This is a genomic window from Streptomyces sp. NPDC005775, from assembly GCF_042871565.1.
Taxonomy (GTDB): Bacteria; Actinomycetota; Actinomycetes; order Streptomycetales; family Streptomycetaceae; genus Streptomyces.
On sequence record NZ_JBIAIU010000008.1, the window covers coordinates 124380 to 147251 of the forward strand.

Here is a 22872-nt window from a genome sequence, read left to right on the forward strand (position 1 = left end):
CCGTACACCGCTACGGACCGCGGCCGGGCCGCCCCGCGGGCGTTAGGATCCGGGCCATGGCCCTGACCGTGCAGGACGTGGAACGGTTCGAGGCCTCCCGGCCGCGCCTGGAGGCCATCGCGTACCGCCTCCTCGGCTCGGCGAGCGAGGCCGAGGACGCCGTGCAGGACACGTTCCTGCGCTGGCAGGGCGCCGACGTCGACCGGATCGAGGTCCTGGAGGCCTGGCTGACGAAGGTCCTCACCAACGTGTGCCTCAACCAGCTCACCTCGGCCCGCGCCCGGCGCGAGACGTACGTGGGCCAGTGGCTGCCCGAGCCGCTGCTCGCCGGGGACCCGATGCTCGGCCCCGCCGACACCGTCGAGCAGCGCGACTCCGTCTCGTACGCCGTTCTCGCCCTCATGGAGCGGCTCTCCCCCAACGAGCGGGCGGTGTACGTCCTGCGGGAGGCCTTCGGCTATCCGCACCGCGAGGTCGCCGAGATCCTCGACATCACCGAGGCCGCCGCCCAGCAGACCTTCCACCGCGCCAGGAAGCACGTCGCGGACGGCACGGCCCGCACCGAGATCGACGAGGCCGCCGCCCGGCGGATCGTCGAGGAGTTCCTCGCGGCCGCGACCAGCGGCCGGACCGAGCCGCTCGTGCGGCTGCTCACCGAGGACGCCATCGCGGTCGGTGACGGCGGCGGCAAGGTCCCGGCCCGCGCCAAGGCGTTCGAGGGCGCCCTCGCGGTCGCGAAGTTCATGCGCGGCCTGTTCAAGCCGGGCAAGGCCCAGCGCGCCCTCGCGGGCGGCACGGTCGAGGTGCACGTCACGAGCGCCAACGGCTCCTCCGCCGTCCTGGCGGTCGTCGACGGCCGGGTCATCGGCGTCATCTGTCCGGAGATCACCGCAGAGGGCATCGCCGCCTTCCGCAGCCAGGTCAACCCCGACAAGCTCGAACGCGCGACCCGGCGGTGGGCCGCCTCCGACCACGGAGACCCCCTGTTCAGCGCCTTCTGATCTCATGTGACGTGCATCACATCGCGGACCTGTCAGGAAACGGCGGGCTGCCCGGTTCAAGGGGCGAACCCGCGCGAGACAGGAGCAGGGAAATGCAGCAGCAGCACCGCATCATCGTCCTCGGAGCCGGATACTCGGGCGCCATCGCCGCCGGCCGCCTCGCCAAGCGACTGCGCCGCGAGGACGTCGCCATCACCCTCGTCAACGCCGAGTCCGACTTCGTCGAGCGCGTCCGGATGCACCAGCTGGCCGTCGGCCAGGACCTCACCCCCAGGCCCTTCGGCAAGATGTTCGCGGGCACCGGCGTCGCCCTGAAGTACGCGAAGGTCACCGCCGTCGACGCCGAGCGCAGGACCGTCGCCGTCATGGACACGGACGGCACCGAGGAACTCGCGTACGACACCCTCGTGTACGCCCTCGGCAGCGGCTGGAACAGCCAGGGCGTCCCCGGTACCGACGAACACGCCCACGAGATCGCCGGCCGCGCCGGGGCGCTCCGGCTGCGGGAGCGCCTGGCCACCCTGGACGCCGGACAGCCGGTGGTCGTCGTCGGCGGCGGCCTCACCGGTCTGGAGGCCGCGACCGAGGTCGCCGAGACCCGCCCGGACCTCGACGTCGCCCTCGCCGCCCGCGGTGAACTCGCCGACTGGCTCTCGCCCAAGGGCCGCCGCCACGTGCGGAAGGTCTTCGGCGGGCTCGGCATCACCGTGCACGAGCACAGCGCCGTCACCGGCGTGACGCCCGACCGCGTCACCACCGCCGACGGCGCGTCCCTCCCGGCAGCGGTCACCGTGTGGACGACCGGCTTCGCGGTCCACCCGATCGCGCGCGCCACCACGCTGGAGGTCACGGACACGGGCCGGATCGTGGTCGACGGGACCATGCGCTCGGTCTCCCACCCGGACGTGTACGCCATCGGCGACGCGGCCCTCGCCATGGGCCCCGGCGACAAGCCGCTGCGGATGTCGTGCGCCTCGGGTGTCCCCGCCGCATGGCAGGCGGCCGACGCCCTCGCCGCACGCCTGACCGGGACGAAGGTGCCGAAGACCCCGCTCCGCTACTTCAACCAGTGCATCTCGCTGGGCCGCAGGGAGGGGCTGATCCAGTACGTCACCGCTGACGACCGCGCCGTCCGGGCGGCTCTGACCGGGCGCCTCGCCGCCTTCTACAAGGAGATGGTCTGCAAGGGCGCGGCCTGGGGCGTCGCCCACCCGACGCTCGGCGTCCCGGCCAGGCGCCGCCCGGTCGTCCGGCCCGAGCCCCGGACGGCACCGGTCTCCGGAGCACCGGCCCCCGCCGCCGAACGCGCCTGACCCGGCCGGCTCAGAGCAGGCGTTCGGGGAGGGGACCCGCGCTGGGGGTGCGGGGGCGGACGCCCTCCCGGGTGACGAACTCGACGTCGCCCAGGGGGTCGGCCGTGACCTCGCCGACGAGCGCGGCGTTCCGGCCGTAGGGGTGTGCGCGCAGGGCGGCCAGGACCGTCCGGACGCGTTCCGGCGGAACGAACAGGCACAGGCAGCCCGCACAGGCCGCGTCCAGCGGCGCGAGGCCGCGGGTGGCGAGGGCCACCCGTGCCTCGTACCGCACGGGCAGCGCGTCCTCGTCGACGCGCAGGGTCAGCCCGCGGCCGGCGGCGCACAGGCGCAGGACCTCCGCGAGGCCCCCGTCGACCACCGGACGGGCGTGGCGGAGGTCGGCGCGGACGGTGCGCAGGAGGCCCGCCAGGGGGGCGCAGTCGCTGGGCACGTGGTGTTCGTAGCCGAGACCGTCGCGCAGGGACACCAGATGGGCCGCGTGGCTGCCCAGCGAACCGGTCACGACGATGCTGTCGCCGGGGCGGACGGTGTCCAGGCCGAGCGGGTGGCCGCCGCGCTCCCCGAACGCGGTCGCGGTGAGGAAGACCCGGTCGGCCTCGCCCGCGCGGACGACCCTGGTGTCCACGGCGGCGACCGCGACCCCGGCCTCGGCGGCGGCGGCGCGCACCGAGGCGGTCAGCCGGTGCACCAGGTCCAGCGGCAGTCCGGCCTCCAGCACGATGCCGAGGGCGAGGTGACGGGGTTCGGCGCCGGCGGCGGCCAGTTCGTTGACGGCGCCGCAGACCGCGAGCCCGCCGATGTCGCCGTTGCCGAAGAAGGGCGGGTCGACGACGTACGTCCCGGTGCGGACCATGACCGCGGGGTCCGGGGCCGGGGCCGTGTCGGCCGGGGTCTGCCGGGCGGGGCCCGGCCGGGGCGGTACCAGGGCCCGGGTGATCAGGTCACGTGCCTCGGGGCCGAACCCGACCTGGGAGGTGTCCCATCCCCGCGTGTACGTCACGCAAGCCCACCCCCCGATGCCCACGGATCATGATCGTGCCCTCATCATCCTGCGGCGGTGGGGCCCCGCATACCCGTGTCGGTGTCCGCTCCCCTGATCAGGGGTCAGTAGGGGCGGTCGTACCCGCGCAGGAGAAGGACGGCCGCGACGGCGGCCAGGGCGGGGAGGGCCCCGAAGCCCGCCAGGATGCCGATCTGGGCCGTCGTGGTCTGCTCGGCGGCGTGGCCGGTGCCGGAGGAGACGTATCCGGAGAGCTGGAGGACCAGGCCGTAGAGGAAGGGGCCGAGGGCCACGCCGAGGCCCTCGCAGGTGGTGAACACCCCGGAGAGGACGCCGCCGCGGTGGCGGTCGGTGCGGGCGGTGTCGCGGGCGATGCAGTCCGGCAGCATCGCGTACAGGAACAGGAGCTGGCCCGCGTGCCCGGTGCCGGCCAACGCCATGCTGAGCAGCACCACACCCTCCGGCAGGACCGGGGACGCGAGGAAGAGCACACAGCCGGCGGTGAACAGGGCGGTGGCGACGGCGTATCCGCGGGGGCCGCGCAGCCGTGACCACAGGGGCATGGTCAGGAGGTTGGGGGCGACGAACGCGGCCACGAGGGCGCCGACCCCGGAGGAGTCGTGGAGAATGTGCCGGGCGAAGTACGGGGCGCCCGCGAGGAGGACGCCGGTGGCGACGGACTGGGCGACCACGCAGCGGAGCAGGGCCATGAACGGCGGATGGGCGCGGGCGGCGGCGAACTGGGCGCGCAGGGTGTGCTCGTGCGCGTCGGCGGGGGTGCGGGCGGTGCCGGCCGTTGTGCGGGGGGCGGCCTCGTCCCTGTTCGCCGTACGGGCCGAGTCGTGTGGTGTCTGTGCCGTACGGGCCGTGCCGGAGAACACCCACAGGGTGCCGAGGGCGATGACCGTCGCGCCGAACAGGCCGGCCCAGCGGTGCCCCACGAGCCCGCCCCCGCCCGCGTCGACGAGGACCGGGGAGAGCGCGCCGGTGACGAGGGCCGCGACGCCGATGACGGCGACCCGGCCGGCCACCAGCCGCACGCGGTGCTCCTCGCGATCCGCGAGCTCGGCGGGCATCGCGGCGTACGGCACCTGGAAGAAGGCGAAGGCCGTCGCGGTGAGCAGGTAACCGGTCGCGGTGAGCCAGGCACCGGCGGAGCCGGGCAGCAGGCCCGAGAAGGTCAGCGCGAAAGCCAGGGCCATGGCGAGCCCGCCCCCGAGCACGTACGGGCGGCGGGCGCCCCAGCGGGTCCTCGTACGGTCGCTGGCGCGGCCGACCAGCGGGTTGAGCACGGCGTCCCACGCCTTGGGCACGAAGACGATCACCCCGGCCAGCGCCGCCCCGACGCCCAGCGTGTCCGTGAGGTACGGGAGCAGCAGGAGCCCCGGCAGGGTGGTGAACGTGCCGGTGACGAGCGCTCCGGAGGCGTAGCCGAGCCGCAGCCGGCGCGTCGGGCCGCCGGCGCGCGTCGCAGCCGTGGCACCGGGCGGGGCGGGCCGGGCGGCGTCGGTGTCCGTGGTGGGCATCGGGGTGTCCTCCTCCGGAAGTCCCGCCGCGGGTGTGTCCGGGGCGGGGCTGTCGGAGGCAGCATGACCGCCCGCGCATGGATACCGCTTAAGCCCCGGCGCGACGGGCGGCGTGCGCGGGCGCACCTTCCTGCCATGCACGTTGTGGCCGCCGAGGACGGGTGGCTGGGGCTTGTCAGGGCGCTCCACCATGTGCCGAGAGAAGGAGAGGGACATGACAGTCGACAACCGCACGACCTCGGCTCCCGTCATCCACGGACGTGCGACAGCGGCAGTGACCCGGGAGGCGTCCACGGGGATCGCACACCACCTGATCCACCGGCCGTCCCCGCGGGCCTACTTCGCCCTCGACGCGCCCAGCCCGGGCGAGGAGCACTTCACCCTCGTCGGCGAGACGCCCGTCGCCCACCCGCTCTTCAACGACGGCCCCGGACACTTCCACGACCTCCAGATCGCGACCGGAACCGTCCGTGAGGTCGGCGAGCTAGTCGGCCACCGCTACTTCGGTGTGCCCGAGGACCGGCCCGGGCTCTTCTACCGGTTCGCGCTCGACCTCACCGATCTCTCCGCCTGGCGCACGGACCCCGCGGGCGGCCCGCCCGTGATCATGGAGACGGCGATCCGGGCCCGGCCCGCGAACGTGGTCGCCGAGGTGCCGCGCGGGCTCGACTTCCATCTGGACGTGCGGATCGACGGCCGTTCGTGCGCCACCGGCTCGGCCGGGATGGTCTTCCTCATGCCGAAGCTGTACCGCAAGCACGTGGCGCACGCCCGGGAGGCCATGCGCGCCGTGCCGGAACTCGGCGACGCCCCGGACGGACCGCCGAGGCCGGCCGACGCCGACGAGGTGAGCCGTCACGCGGAGGGCAACGTCGTGATCAGCGAGCCCACCGACGCCTCCCGGGGGCGGATCAGCACCTGGGTGCTGTCCGCGCCGGTCAGCCCCGTGTTCGACGACGCGGACGAGGGGCCGCGGGGGCAGTTCTCCGGTCTGCACCTGCTGGAGGCGCTGCGCCAGAGCTCTCTGCTCACGGCGGGCCGCGCCCACGGGCTGGAGCCGGCCCGGAGCACCCTCGGGGCCTGCCAGGTGCACTTCCGCGGGCAGGCGGCACGTGATCTGCCGCTGCGCTGCGTGGCGGTGGCCGGTCCGCTCGGCCGGGACGCCGAGGGCCGGCCGACGGTGCCGGTCACGCTGACGCTGACGCAGCAGCGGTGGGCGGTCGCCGAGGCCCGTACGTCCGTGGTCCAGGACTACTGAGCGCATGGGCTCGGTGCGTTTCGGCATTCTGGGCCCCCTGGAGGCCGGCGGCGGTGTGCCGCAGGCCGCCAAGCTGCGCGGCGTCCTCGGGACGCTGCTGGTCCGGGCGAACGAGGTCGTGTCGGTGGACAGCCTCGTCGACGAGCTGTGGCCCGACTCTCCCCCGCGCACCGCCACGACGACGCTCCAGGTGTACGTGTCCCACCTGCGCAAGTCGCTGCGTACCGCCGACCCGCGGGGCGGCGACGAGGTGCTGGTGACCCGCCGGCCGGGTTACCTGCTCCGGGTGGCACCCGACGAGCTCGACAGCACGGCCTTCGAGGAGCTGTCCCGGCTCGGCCACCAGGCCCTGCTGGACGGGGACTTCGCCACCGCGGCCGAGCACCAGCGGCGCGCGCTCGCCCTGTGGCGCGGGCCCCTGCTGTCCGACATCCCGCACGGGCCGCTGATGGACGGCGCGTCCGTACGCCTGGAGGAGACGCGCACCACGGCGCTCGACGAACGCGTGCGGGCCGAGCTCCACCTGGGGATGCACCGCGAACTCGTCGCCGAACTCCATGAACTGGCCGCCGAACACCCGCTGCGCGAGGAGTTCCACGCCCACCTGATGGTGGCGCTGTACCGGTGCGGGCGGCAGGCGGAGGCGCTGCGCGTGTTCGCGCGGCTGCGGCAGACCCTGGTGGAGGAGCTCGGCATCGAACCGGGCCCCAGGTCCCGCCGGCTCCAGCGGCTCATCCTGGAGGGCGACCGCGAACTGGCCCGGCCCGGGGCGGCCGACAGGCCCACCGGGCCCGCCGGCGGCCGGCGCGGCGAGGACGCGCTGCCGGCCACCGACCCCTGGTTCACCGGACGCACGGACGAACTCGCCCTGGTGGAAAGGCTGCTGCGCCGCGCGTCGGAGTCGGGCGGTGACCCCGTCGCCGTGACGGGCATGCCGGGCACCGGGAAGACGGCACTGGCGGTCGAGGCCGCGCACCGGGTGGCCGACGCCTTCCCCGGCGGTGTGCGCTTCGTGGACCTGGCGGGCGGCGGGCGGCCGCCCCTGCCGGGGCCCGCCCGGGCCGGGCGGGCGCTGCTGGTCGTGGACGGGGTGACCTCCGAGGCGCAGATACGGCCCCTGCTGCCGCTGGGTCACGTCGTGCTGCTCACCGCGTGCCGGGTACCGGCCGGTCTTCCGGGGCTGCGCACGGTGCTGTTGGGGCCCTGGCGCCCCGAGGAGTCACGCCGCCTCGTCCGGCTCTTCGAGGGGCACGACGAGGACCGCGACGGCAACCGCGTCGCACCCGGCACCGTCACCGCCGTGGCCGAGCTCTGCGGGTGGCTCCCACTCGCCGTACGGGCCGCCGCCGCCCAGCTCGCGGCCCGGCCGCACTGGACCCCGGCCACCCTCGTCGCCCGGCTGCGCGCGGAGGACGGCCGGCTCGACGCGTTGCGCACCGGCGACATGGACGTACGGGCCCGGCTCATGACGGCGTACGAGGCGTGCCCGGCCGACCGGCGGCGGGAGTTCCGCCTGCTGTCCCTCCTGCCGCCGGGCCCCTTCGGCGTCCCGCACGCCGCTGCCGCGCTGGGCCTCACCGGGGCGGGGGCGCTCGCCGCCCTCGAAGCGCTGGCAGACGCCCGGCTGGTGGAGGCGGACCACGACGACTGGCGGCTCCCGGAGTTGTTGCGGCTGCTCGCCGCGGAGCGCCTGGCCGGGGAGGACGGTCCGCAGGCCGTGCGCGCGGCGGCGCACCGCGTGTGCCAGGCGTACGCGCAGGCCGCGGTGGGGCCCCGTCGCACGGCGGAGCCCGACGCGGCCGGCCTCGCCCGGCTGGCGCGCACGGCGTACGACGCCGGGCTGTGGGAGCTCACGGTACGGCTGACGGACGGCCTCGCCGGCCGCGCGCAGGAGGACGCGGCGGCCGAGGAGGCCTGCTACGCCCTGGCCCTGGACGCCGCCCGCCGGTGCGAGGACCGCTCCGCCCAGGCCAGGATGCTGCGCCTCCTCGCGGAACTCGCCTCGCGCTACCGGCGGTCGGAGCACGCCCGGACGCTGCTCGGCCAGGCACTGGACCGTGCCCGCGAAGCCGGCGACCAGGAGGAGGCGGGCCACGCGCTCGTGGGCCTGGCCGAACTGCTGCTGGACGGCGGGGCGGCCGGCGAGGCGGCCGAGCTGCTGGAACCGGCGCTGGCCGCGCTGTCCGCACCCGGTCACGCGCGGGGCCGCTACGAGGCGAGCCGGGCCCGGGCCCTGGTGGCGCTGGCCCAGGAGGGCCCGGCGGCGGCCCGGGTCTGGTTCGGCGAGTGCCTGCGTCTGGCGGGCACGCTGGACGACCCACGGCTCCGGATGTACGCCACGCGCTCCCTGCGGGCGCTCGACACCGGTGCCGCCGCGACCGCCGCCGGCCGGGGCGGGGCGGGGTTCGGAGCCGTGGAGATACGGCCCGGCCTCTGGCGGATCCACCGGGGCGGGCCCTTCGCCGGGCCGCCCCCGACCTACGGAGAACCATGTCGGTAGCGCTCGGTGCGGATACGGATCTCGTCGGCAGGGAACTCGAGGCCGCCGCGCTGCGGGAGCGGCTGCGACAGCCCCGGGTGCGGCTGGTGACGCTCACCGGGCGGGCCGGCGTGGGCAAGACCCGGCTGGCCCGGGAGTCCGTCCGGGAACTCGGCGCCGAGTTCGGGCGGGTGGAGGTTTTCGACGCGTCGGCACCGGGCGAGGCCGGACGCGACGCGCTGCGGGCCCTCGTCAGCCGGCTCACCGACGGCGCTCCGCCCGCACCGGGGGCCGGCGGCCCTCAGCCGGTTCCGGGCGGGGCCGCCGGGCGGATCCTGCTGCTGCTCGACGGCTGCGACCACGAGGTGCGCGAGGCCGCCGCCGAGGCCGCCGTCTCCCTCGCGGCCGACCCGCGCGTGGTGGTCCTGGCCACCGCCGTGGAACCGCTCGGTGTCTACGGGGAACAGCTGCTGCCCCTCGCCCCCCTGCCCGTGCCCGGCGACGGCGAGGGCGACGAGCCGCACGAGGCGGCCTCCGTGGCCCTCTTCGTGCGGCGGGCCCGGGACGCCGACCCGTCCTTCGCCCTGACCCTGGAGAACAGCGCCGCCGTCACGGAGATCTGCACCCTGCTGGGCGGCCTGCCGCTCGCCCTCGAACTCGCCGCACAGCGCCTGCGGTTGCTCCCCCCGCACCTGCTCGCCGCCCGGCTGCGCGGCCGTACGACCGTCCTCGCGGGCGGCCCGGTCGACGCACCCGGCCGGCACCGCTCGCTCGCCGCGCTCGCCGAGTGGAGCTGTCGCGGCCTGGCCCCCGCCGCCCGCACCCTGCTGGGGCGGCTCGCGGTGTACGAGCCCGGCTTCGGCCTGGCCACCGCGGGCCTCACCGACGAGGAGGGCCTCGAACCGCTGATGGATCGCGGGCTGCTCACCGTGCTCGGCGAGGAGCGGGGCGAACTGCGGCTGGCCGTCCCCGAGCCCGTGCGGTCCTACGCGCGCACCGGCCCGGCCGGGGCGGACGGCGGCGGCGCGGTGCTCGACGCGCACGCGGACCGCTACCGCCGGCTGGTGGCCGCCGCGCTGCCCGGGCTCGCGGGGACCGGCCAGGACCGGCTGCTGCGGGAGTCGGCGGCGGAGAGCGCGAACGTGCTCGCGGCCCTCGGACGGCTGCACGAGCAGGGCGACGGCGAGGCGGCCGCCGCGATGGTGCTGGGCTGCCGGCTGCCGTGGCTGGTGCAGGGGCGGCTGCGGGAGGGCCTGGAGTGGTGCGACCAGGTGGACGGGGGCAGGGGGCAGCAGCTCCCCGAGGCCCTGCGGGCCCGGCTGGCCGACCTGTCCGGGGTGTTCGCGCTCGCGCTGGGCGATCCGCAGGAGTCCGCGCGCCGGCACCGGCGGGCACTCGCGCTCGGCCGGAGTGTGGGGGACCGCCGGCAGAACGCGCTCGCCTCCGTCGGGCTGGGCACGGCCCTGCTGAGGTCCGGTGACGCCCCGGGGGCACGGAGCGTGCTGGTGACCGCGTTGAGCGCGCTGTCCGCGATGGGCGTCACCGGCGGCACGGCCGAGGCCTCGGTCTCTCTCGCCGGCGCCCTGCACGCCGAGGGCGACCGCCGCCAGGCGCTTCAGATGCTGGACCGCGCCGAGGAGACCTTCCGCCGGATCAAGGACGGGCGGGGACTCGCCGGCGCCCTGAGGGCCGGGGCCGCGATGGCGCTGGAGGGTGACGAGCCCGCGCGGGCCGAGGCGGCCGCGCGGGAGGCGCTGCGGCTGTACGAGGCCATCGACGAGCGGACCGAACTCCCGGGCGCGCTCGAAGAGTTCGCTCTGCTGCTGCTCCGCACCCAGCCGGCGCAGCGGCCGCGCACGGTGCGGCTGCTGGCGGCGGCGGACGCCCTGCGCCGCAGGACCGGTGCCGAGGTCCCGCAGGAGTGGCGCTCGAAGGCAGAACAGGCCCGTACGGAGCTGGGCTCCCGGCTGGACTGGCCCGATTTCGCGACCGCGTGGGCGGAAGGCGTGCGCATGTCCGCGCCGACGGCGGTGACCGAGGCGCTGTCGGCGCCCGCCCCCTCGCGCCACCCGGTGGCCGGTGCGGCGGCCGAGGCGCAGTCCCTCACGCCGCGCCAGGCGCAGGTGGCGCTCCTGGTGGCCGAAGGGCTCACCAACCGCCACATCGCGGCCCGGCTGGGCATCTCGGAGTGGACCGTGGTCAATCACGTCCGCCAGGTGATGCGGCGGCTGGGGTGCACCTCGCGGGTGCAGGTGGCCGGGGCGGTGGGACGGTGGGCCTGACCCACGGCACGGGCACGGCGGAGCGCCGCATCATGGAGCTGACCGCGCCCGCCGCCGTCACCGACCGGTTCCGGGCGGCCGGGTGGTGGCGGACCGGGACCTTCCTCGACGACCTCTACCGCACGGCGGCCGGTGCGCCGGAGCGGCCCGCCATCGTCTCGGAGCGCCTGCTGCGCCCGGCCGGCCGGAGCCGGGTCGTCCTCACGTACGGCCAGCTCGCGCTGTACACGGACCGGTTCGCGGCCGCTCTGGCCTCGCTCGGGGTGGCTCCGGGCGACCCGGTGGCCTACCAGTTGCCGAACTGGTGGGAGACGACGGCCCTCACCCTGGCCTGTCTGCGGGCCGGGGCCGTCGCGGTGCCCGTACTGCCGACCGTCCGGTCCCACGGGCTGCGGCGGATCCTGGACGGCACCCGGGCCCGGGTGTGCGTGGTGCCGGACACGTGGGAGGGCTTCGCACACGCCGAGGCGCTCACGGAACTGGCCACGGAACTCCCGTGGTTGCGCCATCGGGTGGTGCTGGGCGACGCGGCGGCGACCGGGGCGGTCGACTTCACCGAGTACTTCGTCCGCACCCCGCACGAGCGGACCGCGGCGGCCCGGCGCACCAGGCCGCTGCCCGGGCAGGCCGACCGGCCGTCGGTGCTGATCAGCGTCATGGGGCTGCGCGACTCCTACACCTCGGTGCTGCACTCCCCCGACACGCTGTACGCCAACATCTCCGCCCAGGACCATCCGGACGGCCCGGGGCGGCGGCCCGGCGAGGTGTTCCTCAGCACCCTGCCGCTGACCTCGCTGGCCTCGCTGATCTACTCCGTGTGCTGGCCGCTGGCGGTCGGCGGGACGGGCGTCTACCAGGACGTCTGGGACCCCCGCCGGTGTCTGGACCTGATGGCGGAGGCCGGGGTCGACCAGGTGTACGCGGAACCGGCCTACTTCGCGGAGCTGCTCACCGCGCAGCGGCACCGCCCCCGGGAGCTGGAGCGGCTGCGGCTGGTGCTCTCGGGAGGGCGCACCAGCACGCCGGAACCGCTCGCGGCCGAGCTGCGGGAGGTGTTCGGGGTGCCGGTGCTGTCCGCGTGGGGGGCGCCGGAGCTGGGGATGGGCGCGCTGTCCGCGTCCGGGGGCGCCCGGCTGCTGCGCGGTCTGGAGGTGTCCGCCCGGGACGGTTCGGCCGCTGCGCCCCTCCGGGTCCGCGGGCCCTCCGTGGCCCTGGCCACGTGGCGGCACGGCTCCTCGGCACCGGTGTCCACCTGGGAGGACGGGGACGGCTGGCTGGACACCGGTGACGTGGCGACGTCGGCGCCCGGGGGCGGCATCCGGGTGCTGGCCAGAGCGGGGACGCGGACCGGGGCGATCTTCATGGTGCCGGTGGCGGAGGTCGAGGAGGGCCTCGTGGCTCATCCCAGGGTGGCGGAGGCGGCGGTGGTCGCCTACACCGACCCGGCCCACGGTGAGCTGCCGTGCGCGGTCGTGGTGCCGGCCGCCTGGGACCGGCCACCCGGTCCGGCCGAGCTGCGTGAGCACCTCACCGCGCTGGGGGTCGCGGAGGCGTTCCTGCCGACGCGGCTGGAGATCGTCGGAGCCCTCCCCCGCGACGAGCACGGCCGGCTCCGCCGCACCGCCCTGCGCAGCTGGCTGCTCCGCCTCCACCCGGGCAGCCCCCGGCAGGCGCCGTAGGCCGTACCGTCCTGGCTCCTCAGTGTTCGCAGCCGGCCACCCGGCGGGCGAAGGCGCGCAGTTCGGTGCGCCAGCCGGGCGCGACGGGAGCGGCCGCCACCGCCGTGTCGGCCCGGCCGAGGAGCCCGGTGATGGTCTCCTCCGCGTTCTCGCGGGCCTGCGCGTCGAAGAAGATGTCGCGCAGGAACTGGGCGTCGCCGTCGAAGCCCGGACCGCCGCGCAGGAATCCCCGGATCCGCCAGGCCCCGTGCACGGCGCGCGCGTACTCCTCGTACGGTTCACGCAGGTCCTCCCGGCCCGCGAGCGCGGCCCCGATCAGCAGGGCGTGGCGCAGCCCGTACCAGCCCGCGCCGCAGCCGCTGCCGCAGCCGTCGAGGCACTGGCCCGGCCAGGCGTCGTCGAGGTACTCGGTCGCCGCGGCGGCTTCCGCGTGCGCCCCGATGGCCCGTTCCGTGCGCAGCCCGTCCCACAACTCCCAGGCCGCGTACGGCAGCCTGGCGGCGAAGCGGTCCCCGTACGCGGCGGCCAGATCGCCCGCGAGTACGGCGGTTCCCTCGCCGAAGCGGCGGGACTCGCCGCTCCAGCCATTGCGCTCGTGCTCGGCGGCGTGGCTGATGTGCAGGGTGGGGATGCCGCGGCGCAGGCTCGCGTTCTTGCGCACGTCGTCCCGGATCATCAGGCTGGTGTCGAGGAGTTCGAGCGCGACGCACGCGGCCACGACGTCCTCGCCGGCCGGGTCGCCGCCGGCCGCGAGGTAGCCGGTGAGGCAGATGACCGGATGGGCCCGCTCGGCCCCGGCCTGGACCAGCTCGGCCACGCCCGCCACCAGTACGGCGCTGCGTGGGTCGGACGTACGCCGGTTGCGGCCCTCATCGGCGAACAGCCGGGCGAGTCGCTCCTCGACCCGGTCGAGCACGGCGTCGCGCACCCGGCCGGGCGTCGCCGCGTTCCCCGGCGGGTCGTGCGTGGGTGTGGTGGTCATGGCGCCCTCCCTGGTGGGCTACGGCCTCAGGACCGACCTTCCAGGACGCCGCGCGCGTGAACCATCCCGACAGGCCGGGGCGGCGGGCCCCGGCGTGGGAGGGGACGCGGAGCACCAGTTGACTGCCATGGCCGGTCGGGACCGGCCGGGGCTTGCCATGACCTTGCTACAGCGCCGCGCGGAACATCAGATGAATTCGGCGACCCCCAGGTGGAAGTCGACCGGGAGGGCCTGGCGGCCGGGGATCTCCAGCTTCCGGTAGACGCGGGTGAGGTGCTGTTCCACCGTGGACACGGTGATGTACAGCTTCTGTGCGATCTCCCGGTTGGTGTGGCCGTGCACGGCGAGCAGCGCGACCCGCTTCTCCGACTCGCTGAGGCTCGCCACGAGGTCGGCGTGCGGGGCCCCGGCGTCGGCGGACGTCTCCGGGGCCTCGCCGGTGTGACCGGGGAGGATCGTCACGCACAGCGCCTCGGCGCCGCACTCCTTCGCCACGTGCCAGGCCCTGCGGTTGACCATGGCGGCGCGGGCCGGTTCGCCCAGGACCCGCAGGACCTGGCCGAAGTCGCTCATCGCACGGGCCAGTTCGTACTGGTCGCCGGAGCGGTGCAGGTCGTCCACGGCCTTGGTGAGCATCATCTGCCGCTCCTTCGGCTCGCGCAGGGACGCCCGAAGGCGCAGCGACATTCCGCGCACCCAGGGGTCGTTGGCGTCCCGGGTGGTCAGCTGGTCGGCCAGGAAGCGGTCGGCCTGGTGGGTCTCACCGAGCCTGAGCAGCGCCTCCGCCGCATCCGCCCGCCAGGGCAGGACGCGCGGGCGGTCAAGGCCCCAGCGCTTCATGTGGCGGCCGATGTCGAGGAAGTCGCCGAGGGCCGCGTGGAAGCGGCTGGTCGCCAGGGCGTAGTGGCCCCGGGCGCGCAGGTACGCCAGTCCGTGGACGCTGCCCGTCAGCCGGTCGGGGACGGGCCGGCTCAGCACGGCCGCCGCCGCCTCGGGCCGGCCCATGGCGGTGAACGCCCGGACCAGGGTCGCCGTGACGGCGCACAGCTGGACGCCGCCGCCCCGGGCGGGCACCGCGCGCAGGGCCGCCTCGGCCGTGGTGACGGCACCGGTGAGATCGCCCAGGCGCAGCCGGGCCTCGGCGAGGAGTCCGGCGAAGGCCGCCTGCCAGCCGGTGGCGCGGCGTGCCGCCGCCTGGTCGGCGAACGCCTCGCACCAGGGCAGTGCCCGCTCGGCGCCGTCCAGGTACAGCAGGGTGCGCAGCGCCTGCATGGCCGGCTCGACCATGCCTTCGGCCAGGGTGGCTCCCCGGAGGAAGAGTTCGGCGGCCTGCGCGGCGGCCCCCTCGTCGGCCTGGGCGGGCAGCGCCCACAGTGCCGCGGGGTGGATGGCTCCGCGCGCGGCGCGGCCAGCCGGGTGCCCGCCGGGCTCGACGGCGGTGCAGCCCCGGCCGGCCGCTCCCCACCCGGGGAAGGCCGAGAGACCGTCGAGCGGGTCGTCACCGGGGATGTCCCCGTGTCTTCGCCCGGCGGCTCCGGGGTGACGCCCCTCGCCGGCGGCGAGCCGCTCCAGTACCTCCGTCGACTCGTCGATGCGGCCCTGCGCGGCCAGGACCCGGGCGAGAGGCCCGAGGGCGCGCGGCTCGAGCCGGCCCGCGGCGAGGGCGGTGAGGGGTTCGGCCAGGTGCTGTTCGGCGGCGGCCGGGTCGGTGCGTCCGGTGACGACGCCGAGTCTGACGCTCACCTCGGTGCGGTGGATCTCGTCCGCGCACGCCTCCCGGGCGAGCCGCAGCAGGGCAGTGGCCCGGTCCAGGGCGGCGTCGGCCGCGTGCTGGTCGGCCGCGGAGCGCAGGACGGGCAGCGCCCAGTCCTCGGCGGTGTGCCGTGCGGCGAGGAGCTGGGCCGCGACGGCGGTGTCCGGGGCTCCCGCGGCGCGGGCCAGCAGGGCGGCCTGCCGGTGCAGGGCCCGTCGGGCGTCCGGCTCCATGCCTTCGAGTACGGCCGCCCGCGCGGCCGGATGGCAGAAGCCCTGCCCGCGCCCGGCAGCGAGCAGGCCCGCGGCTTCGAGGGCGGCGAGGGCCCGGGCGGCGGCGGGCTCGGTGGACCCGGCGAGCCGGGCCACATGGGCGGCACTCGCCAGGGGGCCGAGCACGGCGATGGCCTCGGTCAGCTCCGTGGTGGCGGGTCCGCAGCGGTGCAGGCAGGCGAGCACGGCCTGGGTGTAGGCCTCTCCGGGCAGGGAACCGGGGTCCTGGAGCAGGGCCCGCAGGAGCAGCGGGTTGCCTCCGCCGGCCCGGTGCAGCCGCCCGGTCTCGGCCTCGCCGCGGTCGGGCAGCATCGCCCGGACCGCTTCGGGCGTGAAGCGTTCCAGCCGCAGGCGTACGAAGTGGGGCAGCCGCAGCAGTTCGGTGCGCAGCAGCGGGTCGTCACCGTGTTCGTGGACGGACTCGGTGAGGACCACCAGCACCTTGGCCTGCCGGGTGCCGCGGGTGAGGTGGAGCAGATAGCGGCTGGAGAGCTCGTCGACGTGGTGCAGGTCGTCCACGCAGATCACCACCGGTGCGGTGGCGCTGAGTTCACGGACGGCCGAGGCGAACTGCCGCATGGCCCCGACCCGGCCCGCCTCTCCGGGCGAGGACGGGACGGCCGGCAGCGCGCCGGCCGGGGCGTCCGCGGTCAGCTGGCGCAGCACGCCCAGCGGGTGCCGGCGCTCCTCGGCGGTGCCCATACCCCGCAGCACGATGCCGCCGCGCTTCTCCGCATTCGCGGCCACGGTTTCGAGGAACTCGCTCTTCCCGCAGCCGACCGCACTTTCGACAAGAATTAATCCGGAATTCCCCTCTTCGCAGCCTTCGATCAGCCTTTCCAGAAGAGCGAGTTCCTCCGCACGACGGAACAACACCATGAGATCCCCCAGTGCCCGCTTTTCGTTTGCTCGAAAAAAGGGAACGCGAATCGGATTCAGGACCGATCGAGCAGCGCGTGAAAAGCAGTCCGGTGTCACTCTAGAGGCCGGTTTCCCCTCCGGCCGGTGGCCGGAACCTGCCAGTCATGAATCCCCGGGGACGAGGGGGAAGATGCGGCGCGGGGCGACCCGCGACCGGCCCTGGTGGCGCCGTTCCCGGGGGTAGCCGACGGAGACCTCCTCGAAGCGCACACCGTCGTACCAGGTGGTGCGGGGGATGTGCAGATGCCCGTAGACGACCGCGGCGGCCCGGAACCTGATGTGCCAGTCGGCGGTGAGGTCGGTGCCGCACCACTGGGCGAACTCGGGGTGCCGCAGGATCCGGGTGGGGCTGCGGACCAGCGGGAAGTGGTTGACCAGCACGGTGCGCAGCTCGGGGTCGCAGGCCGCCAGGCGCTGTTCGGTGGCGGCCACCCGGGCCCGGCACCAGGCCTCCCGGGAGGGGTAGGGGTCGGGGTGCAGCAGGAACTCGTCGGTGCACACCACTCCGGCCTCGTAGGCCTGCTCCAGCGCCTGCTCCCGGGTGGCGGCGGTGGGCGTGCGGAAGCTGTAGTCGTACAGCAGGAAGAGGGGGGCCACGACCAGCGGCCCGCCCGGCCCCGACCAGACGGGGTACGGGTCCTCCGGGGTGTACGCGCCGTACGACCGGCAGATTTCGACCAATCGTCGGTAGCGGGCGTCTCCACGCAAGGGCACGGGATCTTCGCGAAGAGTCCACAGATCATGGTTTCCGGGAGCCCAGACGACGGTGGCATAACGCCGCGTCAGCAAATCGAGCACCCACCGCAGATCTTCGGGGGACTCGCCCACGTCACCGGCCACGACGATCCAGTCGGCGGGGCTGTCGGGATACAGCTCCTCGACGATCCGGCGGTTCTCGGGGAATGCGACATGGAGGTCACTGATGCCCATGAGGTTTCCGTGCGCCATGCATCCAGGCTGGGCGGCCGGGCGGGCGGCCAACACCCCTCCCCGCCCCCTGGGTTGCGGAGGCCCGCCCCCGGCCACGCGGATGACAGGGAGATGACAAGGCCGGCCCCGGGCGGTGGCAGTGCACTCCCGGGCGGGGCGTGCGCAGCCCGGCGCATGGCAGCGGCCTGGGAGAAAGTGCCGGTCCGGCGGGCCGGTGCGGCCCGCGGGCACCCTCTTCGCTGGCCGGGACGGAGCGGCGGCGCGAGCGTGGGAGACGTCCACCCGACGCACCGACCTGAAGGAACGCCGTGCTCACAGAGCTCCTGCCTTCGAACGTCGCCACCGCCGAGGCCACCGCCGACCCGGACGACGTGTTCCTCTTCCCGGAGGAGGAGGACCTGATCCGCAACGCCGTCCCGAAGCGCCGGCTGGAGTTCGGCACGGTGCGGTGGTGCGCCCGGCGTGCGATGGGGGCGCTGGGCGTCACACCGGCCGCGGTGCTGCCGGGGCGGCGCGGTGTCCCGCAGTGGGCGCCCTCGGTCGTGGGCTCGATGACGCACTGCGCCGGCTTCCGGGGCGTGGCGCTCGCCCGTGCGCGGGACTTCCTCGCGGTGGGGATCGACGCCGAGCCCAACGCCCCGCTGGCCGCCGGGGTTCTGGAGTCGATCGCACTGCCGCAGGAGCTGCGCCGGACGCGTGAGCTGGTGTGGTCGGCACCGGAGATCGCCTGGGACCGGCTGCTGTTCAGCATCAAGGAGGCCGTCTACAAGACCTGGTTCCCGCTGACCGGCCAGGAACTGGACTTCACCGACGCGCTGGTGAGCGTGGACGCCGCGCAGGAGACCTTCCACGCCCGGCTGCTCCCGCAGCCCGGCGGCCTCTCCCCGGCGGGGCCCACCACGTTCAGCGGGCGGTGGTCCGCGCGCGACGGTGTGCTGGTGAGCGCCATCGCGGTGCCCGCCCGCAGACCGGCCGCCCCGGAACACGGCGATGCTCCCCGCCTGTGCCGCACGGGGAGCATCGTCTGAGTCCTGGACGGCCGGGGCCCGGTCAGTCCCAGCGGTCGTCGTTCGGCCTGTCCACGCCCGCCGTGACGAGCCCGTTCGCAGCCGTCGCCCCCGCGCCGGATCCTGCGTACGTCCCCTGCAGTGCGTGGCCCGACATGAACTGTCCCCCCATTACGGCCAGAAGCATACCCACCAACAAAGTCAAGCAGACCAGCGATCTTTTGCCATACCTTGCCATTGCGACTCCCCTCGGTCGACGAATGAGCCTTGCCCCCGCTAACTCCTTCACCCGAAATCTCCGACTTTGGCGTGCCCGGGTGACGGGAATAGAGTCTCGGATGCCGATCATTCGCGCCAAGGCCTGCACGTTGGCGTAAAGTTACGTGGCAGCAATTACACCGATCAGTGGGGGCTGGCGTGTTCCAAGGGGAGTACGCAGATTCGGGGTTTACCGAACTGGACGACGTGAGCGCTGCGGCATACGGCCTCGCCGTCGAGTGCGGCCGCTTCGACCGGGAACGGATTGCGAACCAGCTGTCCCTCTCGCACGACGAGATCGCGCGGGTCGAGAGCGTGCTGTCCGGTGTCCGGCTGCTGCAGTCCGTGCCCGGCCACTCCCATCAGCTGACGCCGGTGGCTCCCGACGCGGCGGCCGCCTCCCTCGTGGGGCCCGCCGAGCGGCAGATCCGCGACCTCCAGCAGGCGGTCACGGACGTCCGCGCCAAGCTGATGTCGCTGAGCCCCGTCTACTTCGAGGGCCGCAGGCTGCGCAATCACCTCGAAGCCTTCGACGTCATCAGTGACCCCTCCCGCATCCAGGCACTGCTCGACCACCTGGGCCAGACCTGCAAGCGCGAGCTGATCACCGTCCAGCCCGGTGGCGCGCGCCGGGCGGACATCCTCGCCGACGCGCGCGAGAGCGCCCTGTCCATCCTCGACCGCGGGGTCCGGATCCGGACCATCTACCAGCACACCGCCCGCAACGACCTGCCCACCCGCTCGTACGTCCGCGACGTCACGGTGCAGGGTGCGGAGGTCCGTACCGCGGACGAGGTCATCGACAGACTGATCATCTACGACAGGGAGGTCGCCTTCCTCCCCGAGCGTTCCGCCCAGGACGGCAGCACCCCGGGCGCCGCCGTCGTCCGCGAGCCCACCCTCGTCGCGTTCCTCTACTCCGTCTTCGAGTACCTGTGGGAAGGCGCGTCCCCGTACGTCGTGGAGTCCCAGCGTCCCCCCACCTCCACCGACGAGCTGAAGTGGTCGATCATCCGGCTGATGACCAAGGGCTACAAGGACGAGATGGTGGCCCGCCGGCTCGGCATGTCCGTACGCACGTGCCGGCGTCACATCGCCGAGATCACCGAGCAGTTGGAAGCGACCAGCCGCTTCCAGGCCGGCTACAACGCCGCACGCCAGGAGATGCTCGCGGGCGGCACGGGGCCGCCCTCCTTCTGATCCCGGCGCCGCCCGCCTCACGGGCCGGTGTCCGTGTCGAGGGCCTCGGTGATCGCGTCCACGCAGTCCTGGTCGAGCATCGTCGTGACGTGGGCGTCCTGAAGCCTGCCGAACCCCGCGTCGTACACGGCGGCACTGACGACGTAGCCGCCCGGCAGGGGGAACGTGCGGAAGGTCCACTCCTCCCCGGTGCCCGCCGTGCCGTCCGGCCGCTGCACCCGGACGGGCCGTCCGTCCGGGCCGAAGCCGAACTCGGTGAAGCGGAACTGCATGCCCTGCCCGATCGCCTTGCTGTAGGACTCCTTCAGCGTCCACAGCCGCACCAGGGCGCCGTTGCGCTCCTCCTCCGGCATCCCGGAGAGCAGGACCGCCTCGTACGACGTGCAGATGTGCCGGACGAGTCCGCCGCCGTACATGTCCCGGTCGGCCCGCTCGGCGTCCACGCCGATGAGCCCGCACGTGGTCAGCCCGACCAGCAGCAGGTCCTGGGTGTGGCTGAGGCTGATGTCGATCTGGTCGCAGCCGCGCAGGTACGGGCGTCCGGTCGGGCCGTAGGCCAGCTCCAGGTCGGCCGGTTCGCTGGCGAGCACGGCTCCCGCCGCGTGCTTGAGGAGCATCCGGGAGGCGACGTACTGGTCGCGCACATCGGCGTGGGTGAGGTCGAGGTAGCGCGTCCAGTCGCGCCCCAGCAGTTCGCGCAGCCCGTCACCGGCCGGCACCACCGGCTCCAGGTCCTTCAGCCACGCGTAGGCCAGCGCGCTGCCATGGGTGGCGAGGTCCGCTCTGACCCGGTCCCACGAATCCCCTCCGGGAACCACCCGGACGGGCTCGCCGAGCGGTGAACCGAGCGTGACGCTGCCCGGGGTGGTCATCCGTACTCCTTCACGAGGGTGTGAATGTCCCGGAGGGTGTGCGCCTCCAGCAACCGGTGCACCGGGACGCGGTGCCCGGACTGCTCCAGGAGGGCCACCAGCCGGAGCAGGTTCAGCGAGTCCCAGCCGGGCAGGTCCGCGAGAGGGGTGTCCGCCCCGGCGGGCCCGCCGATGTCCAGACCGAGGTCGTCGCCCACAGTCCGCAGGAACACGTCGAGGACGGTCAGATCATCGGAGCTCATGCGGCTGCCCTCCCGACTCGGTGACACGTACATGGCCGGGGACGTCCGGAAGTACCGCCAGGTCGTGGTGGAACTCTTCGGCCCCGTCCCCGTCCGCCTCCCGGTCCGGGAGATCGCGGGCGACGAACCCGAGGGACGGGTAGAAGCCCCTCGCCCTGCGGTTTCGTACGGTGGGTACGTAGCGGGCGCCCACCGCGTGCAGTCCGAGGCGCCGGGCTCTACTCAACAGTATGGCGAGCAGGGCCTGTTCGATGCCACGGCCGAACACGCGGCAACTGAGCCATAGATTGTCCAGATGCCACTGCCCCGGGGACACGGTGATCAGCACCGCGCCGGTCAGGCCGTTGTCGCCGAAACGGTCGGCGCTGCGGGCAGCCAGCAGCAGATGGCGCCCGGGGTCGGCGGCCAGGTCCGTCAGCGCGGCCTCCGAGTGGCCGCCCCCGGTGAGGTTGAACTGATTCGTCCGTAACGTCAGTTGGGAGATGCGAGCGAACTCGTGCGGGCGGGGCGGGCCGACCTCCAGGCGGACGTCCAGGGCCTCCAGGAACTCCTGGTGCGAACCCGCGCCCGCGTGCAGCTCCCGGCGCTCCCGGCGGGCCCGGTACTCACCGGTCCTGGCCCGGTCCTCCTCGGTCAGGCTCATCGTGTCGAACCAGCCGTCCGCCAGCAGCCGCTCCACATGGGACGCGGGCTCCCCGTCGAGCGGCACGACGGCCACCTCGGGCAGGCCGTGGAGCACCTGCGCGCGCTCGGCCGGCGAGTCGTCGGCGAAGACGAGCGCGTCGGCGCCCAGGTCCAACCGCCGGGCGATGTCCGCGAGATTGACGTCCTTGGGCTCCCAGTTGGCGCGGACCGCCACGAAGTCCGGCTCGCGCAGCACGAGATCGGGGTGATCGGCGAGCACCCGCTCCACCTGGTCCCGGTCGTTCTTGCTGCTCACGGCGAGCAAGACGCCCTGGGAGCCGAGCTGCCGGACGCATCGCTGGAAGGCCCCGAAGGCCTCCCCGCGCAGGGTGCCCGCGGCGGCGACGCCGTCGGGCCCCTCCTCGCCGAGCACGCCGTCCCACAAGGTGTTGTCGAGGTCGAGCACCAGGCACTTGCGGGTCGCGCCGCGCAGCGCCCGGGCCAGATGGCCGACCTCGCGGGCGTAGGCCGCGAGGAGCCGCGCACCGAGCTGCACCTTGGCGTACCGGGCCAGGCGGGGATCGGTGACCGGTCCGCCCTCGCCGATCAGCGGATCGAGGTCGATCACCACCAGCGCGGGCGAGCGCTCCGTGAGCCGCAGCAGCCGGGCGTTGAACTCGCGCCACACCGCGCCGAGCCGGGCCCGGGAGCGGTGGTCGACGAGCTGGTGGCTGTAGGTACGCGGCAGCGGGAGGGTGTTGAGCACCAGGGTGCCCGGCGCCGCCTCGGCCAGAGCGGCGCATCTGGCCAGGACCTCCTCCGCCGCGGCCGCCACGTCCTCGGGTCTCCACACCGCGGGCACCTGGGAGAAGAGCGTCTCGGCGTCCAGCAGGCACAGGGTGAGGTCGGGACCGGCCGCGTGAAGCTCACCGGCCGGGTCGGTCAGGTCGCGCAGATAGGTGCCGTGTTCCCCGAGGACCGGGCGCAGCAGCATCCCGTGGCGGGCCAGTTCGCCCCGGAGCGGGTCGAGCACCTGGCCCACCGTGGACTCCCCGGTGACGGCCACCGTGACGACGGGGAGTGCCGGGTGGTGGGCCAGCACGGCATCGGGGCCGATGCCGCTCAGCAGCCGTCCGACCGCGGCGGCGTCCGGTGGTCCGCCCCCGGGCTCCTCCTGGGCGAGCACCGCCGCCACCTGGTCGTACGCCTTCTCCAGCAGTCCTCTGCCGCGCAGGTCACGCAGCCGTTCCATCGCCGTGGTCATCCGCGC

At 74.7% G+C, this 22872-nt stretch carries 16 protein-coding genes; 8 read left to right on the top strand and 8 right to left on the bottom strand.

From position 1 onward, the window contains the following. Positions 1 to 56: 56 nt before the first annotated feature. Together sigJ and ACFYPA_RS20170 are read left to right on the top strand one after the other, a co-directional pair. Entirely contained in the window at positions 57 to 1001 is a 945-nt protein-coding gene (gene sigJ, locus ACFYPA_RS20165; RefSeq protein ID WP_359083724.1) for an RNA polymerase sigma factor SigJ, read from the top strand. 92 nt (positions 1002 to 1093) lie between these two features. After that, positions 1094 to 2314 carry an FAD-dependent oxidoreductase gene (locus tag ACFYPA_RS20170; RefSeq protein WP_359083723.1) on the top strand — a complete coding sequence of 407 codons (1221 nt, stop codon included), beginning with the start codon at positions 1094 to 1096 and terminating at the stop codon, positions 2312 to 2314. Positions 2315 to 2324: 10 nt separating this feature from the next. Here ACFYPA_RS20170 and ACFYPA_RS20175 read toward each other — a convergent pair whose 3' ends face one another. Beyond that, on the bottom strand, positions 2325 to 3317 hold the full coding sequence (locus ACFYPA_RS20175; protein WP_359083722.1) for an AIR synthase-related protein: 993 nt from the start codon (positions 3315 to 3317) through the stop codon (positions 2325 to 2327). Positions 3318 to 3421: 104 nt separating this feature from the next. After that, positions 3422 to 4843 carry an MFS transporter gene (locus tag ACFYPA_RS20180; protein WP_389133284.1) on the bottom strand — a complete coding sequence of 474 codons (1422 nt, stop codon included), beginning with the start codon at positions 4841 to 4843 and terminating at the stop codon, positions 3422 to 3424. Between the two features lie 214 nt (positions 4844 to 5057). Between ACFYPA_RS20180 and ACFYPA_RS20185 the strand changes: the two genes are divergently transcribed. From ACFYPA_RS20185 to ACFYPA_RS20200, 4 genes are read left to right on the top strand one after another with little or no spacing between them, the layout of a single operon-like run. Then, positions 5058 to 6101, top strand: coding sequence for an AfsA-related hotdog domain-containing protein (locus ACFYPA_RS20185; protein ID WP_359083720.1), 1044 nt, complete (start codon positions 5058 to 5060; stop codon positions 6099 to 6101). Positions 6102 to 6105: 4 nt separating this feature from the next. Further along, the gene (locus ACFYPA_RS20190) at positions 6106 to 8601 is read left to right on the top strand and encodes a BTAD domain-containing putative transcriptional regulator (RefSeq protein WP_389133287.1); all 2496 of its coding nucleotides are present in this window, start codon (positions 6106 to 6108) and stop codon (positions 8599 to 8601) included. Next, on the top strand, positions 8592 to 10862 hold the full coding sequence (locus ACFYPA_RS20195; RefSeq protein ID WP_359313100.1) for a LuxR C-terminal-related transcriptional regulator: 2271 nt from the start codon (positions 8592 to 8594) through the stop codon (positions 10860 to 10862). The genes ACFYPA_RS20190 and ACFYPA_RS20195 overlap by 10 nt, the downstream gene beginning before the upstream one ends. Next, positions 10853 to 12541, top strand: coding sequence for an AMP-binding protein (locus ACFYPA_RS20200; RefSeq protein WP_359313098.1), 1689 nt, complete (start codon positions 10853 to 10855; stop codon positions 12539 to 12541). Before ACFYPA_RS20195 ends, ACFYPA_RS20200 begins: the two co-directional genes overlap by 10 nt. A 19-nt stretch (positions 12542 to 12560) precedes the next feature. Here the strand turns inward: ACFYPA_RS20200 and ACFYPA_RS20205 are convergent, their stop codons facing one another. The 3 genes from ACFYPA_RS20205 to ACFYPA_RS20215 all read right to left on the bottom strand — a co-directional run bounded on the left by ACFYPA_RS20205 (position 12561) and on the right by ACFYPA_RS20215 (position 17399). Next, positions 12561 to 13523, bottom strand: coding sequence for a polyprenyl synthetase family protein (locus ACFYPA_RS20205; RefSeq protein WP_359083716.1), 963 nt, complete (start codon positions 13521 to 13523; stop codon positions 12561 to 12563). A 186-nt stretch (positions 13524 to 13709) separates the two neighbouring features. Next, positions 13710 to 16427: an AAA family ATPase gene (locus ACFYPA_RS20210; protein ID WP_389133290.1), complete on the bottom strand. Its 2718-nt coding sequence runs from the start codon at positions 16425 to 16427 to the stop codon at positions 13710 to 13712. Positions 16428 to 16571: 144 nt separating this feature from the next. Next, positions 16572 to 17399 carry a metallophosphoesterase family protein gene (locus tag ACFYPA_RS20215; protein WP_389133445.1) on the bottom strand — a complete coding sequence of 276 codons (828 nt, stop codon included), beginning with the start codon at positions 17397 to 17399 and terminating at the stop codon, positions 16572 to 16574. A gap of 308 nt (positions 17400 to 17707) precedes the next feature. Between ACFYPA_RS20215 and ACFYPA_RS20220 the strand changes: the two genes are divergently transcribed. Both ACFYPA_RS20220 and ACFYPA_RS20225 read left to right on the top strand, forming a co-directional pair. After that, positions 17708 to 18427 carry a 4'-phosphopantetheinyl transferase superfamily protein gene (locus tag ACFYPA_RS20220; protein ID WP_359083713.1) on the top strand — a complete coding sequence of 240 codons (720 nt, stop codon included), beginning with the start codon at positions 17708 to 17710 and terminating at the stop codon, positions 18425 to 18427. Between the two features lie 444 nt (positions 18428 to 18871). Then, positions 18872 to 19864 carry a LuxR C-terminal-related transcriptional regulator gene (locus tag ACFYPA_RS20225; RefSeq protein WP_359083712.1) on the top strand — a complete coding sequence of 331 codons (993 nt, stop codon included), beginning with the start codon at positions 18872 to 18874 and terminating at the stop codon, positions 19862 to 19864. A 17-nt stretch (positions 19865 to 19881) separates the two neighbouring features. On the opposite strand, the gene ACFYPA_RS20230 is transcribed toward ACFYPA_RS20225, so the two are convergent. The 3 genes from ACFYPA_RS20230 to ACFYPA_RS20240 are packed head-to-tail and all read right to left on the bottom strand — an operon-like array spanning position 19882 to position 22866. Beyond that, a complete protein-coding gene (locus ACFYPA_RS20230; RefSeq protein WP_359083711.1) occupies positions 19882 to 20736 on the bottom strand; it encodes a 4'-phosphopantetheinyl transferase superfamily protein in 855 nt (284 codons plus the stop codon). Next, the gene (locus ACFYPA_RS20235) at positions 20733 to 20978 is read right to left on the bottom strand and encodes a phosphopantetheine-binding protein (protein WP_359083710.1); all 246 of its coding nucleotides are present in this window, start codon (positions 20976 to 20978) and stop codon (positions 20733 to 20735) included. The genes ACFYPA_RS20230 and ACFYPA_RS20235 overlap by 4 nt, the downstream gene beginning before the upstream one ends. Further along, the gene (locus ACFYPA_RS20240; RefSeq protein WP_389133296.1) at positions 20965 to 22866 is read right to left on the bottom strand and encodes an HAD-IIIC family phosphatase; all 1902 of its coding nucleotides are present in this window, start codon (positions 22864 to 22866) and stop codon (positions 20965 to 20967) included. The genes ACFYPA_RS20235 and ACFYPA_RS20240 overlap by 14 nt, the downstream gene beginning before the upstream one ends. Positions 22867 to 22872 lie beyond the last annotated feature (6 nt).

Bases quoted from the DNA above. Each gene is read 5' to 3' on its own strand.
- ACFYPA_RS20240 (WP_389133296.1), bottom strand. From the start codon at position 22,866: ATGACCACGGCGATGGAACGGCTGCGTGACCTGCGCGGCAGAGGACTG.
- ACFYPA_RS20215 (WP_389133445.1), bottom strand. From the start codon at position 17,399: ATGGGCATCAGTGACCTCCATGTCGCATTCCCCGAGAACCGCCGGATC.
- ACFYPA_RS20170 (WP_359083723.1), top strand. From the start codon at position 1,094: ATGCAGCAGCAGCACCGCATCATCGTCCTCGGAGCCGGATACTCGGGC.
- ACFYPA_RS20235 (WP_359083710.1), bottom strand. From the start codon at position 20,978: ATGAGCTCCGATGATCTGACCGTCCTCGACGTGTTCCTGCGGACTGTG.
- ACFYPA_RS20185 (WP_359083720.1), top strand. From the start codon at position 5,058: ATGACAGTCGACAACCGCACGACCTCGGCTCCCGTCATCCACGGACGT.
- sigJ (WP_359083724.1), top strand. From the start codon at position 57: ATGGCCCTGACCGTGCAGGACGTGGAACGGTTCGAGGCCTCCCGGCCG.
- ACFYPA_RS20195 (WP_359313100.1), top strand. From the start codon at position 8,592: ATGTCGGTAGCGCTCGGTGCGGATACGGATCTCGTCGGCAGGGAACTC.
- ACFYPA_RS20210 (WP_389133290.1), bottom strand. From the start codon at position 16,427: ATGGTGTTGTTCCGTCGTGCGGAGGAACTCGCTCTTCTGGAAAGGCTG.
- ACFYPA_RS20230 (WP_359083711.1), bottom strand. From the start codon at position 20,736: ATGACCACCCCGGGCAGCGTCACGCTCGGTTCACCGCTCGGCGAGCCC.
- ACFYPA_RS20205 (WP_359083716.1), bottom strand. From the start codon at position 13,523: ATGACCACCACACCCACGCACGACCCGCCGGGGAACGCGGCGACGCCC.
- ACFYPA_RS20190 (WP_389133287.1), top strand. From the start codon at position 6,106: ATGGGCTCGGTGCGTTTCGGCATTCTGGGCCCCCTGGAGGCCGGCGGC.
- ACFYPA_RS20180 (WP_389133284.1), bottom strand. From the start codon at position 4,843: ATGCCCACCACGGACACCGACGCCGCCCGGCCCGCCCCGCCCGGTGCC.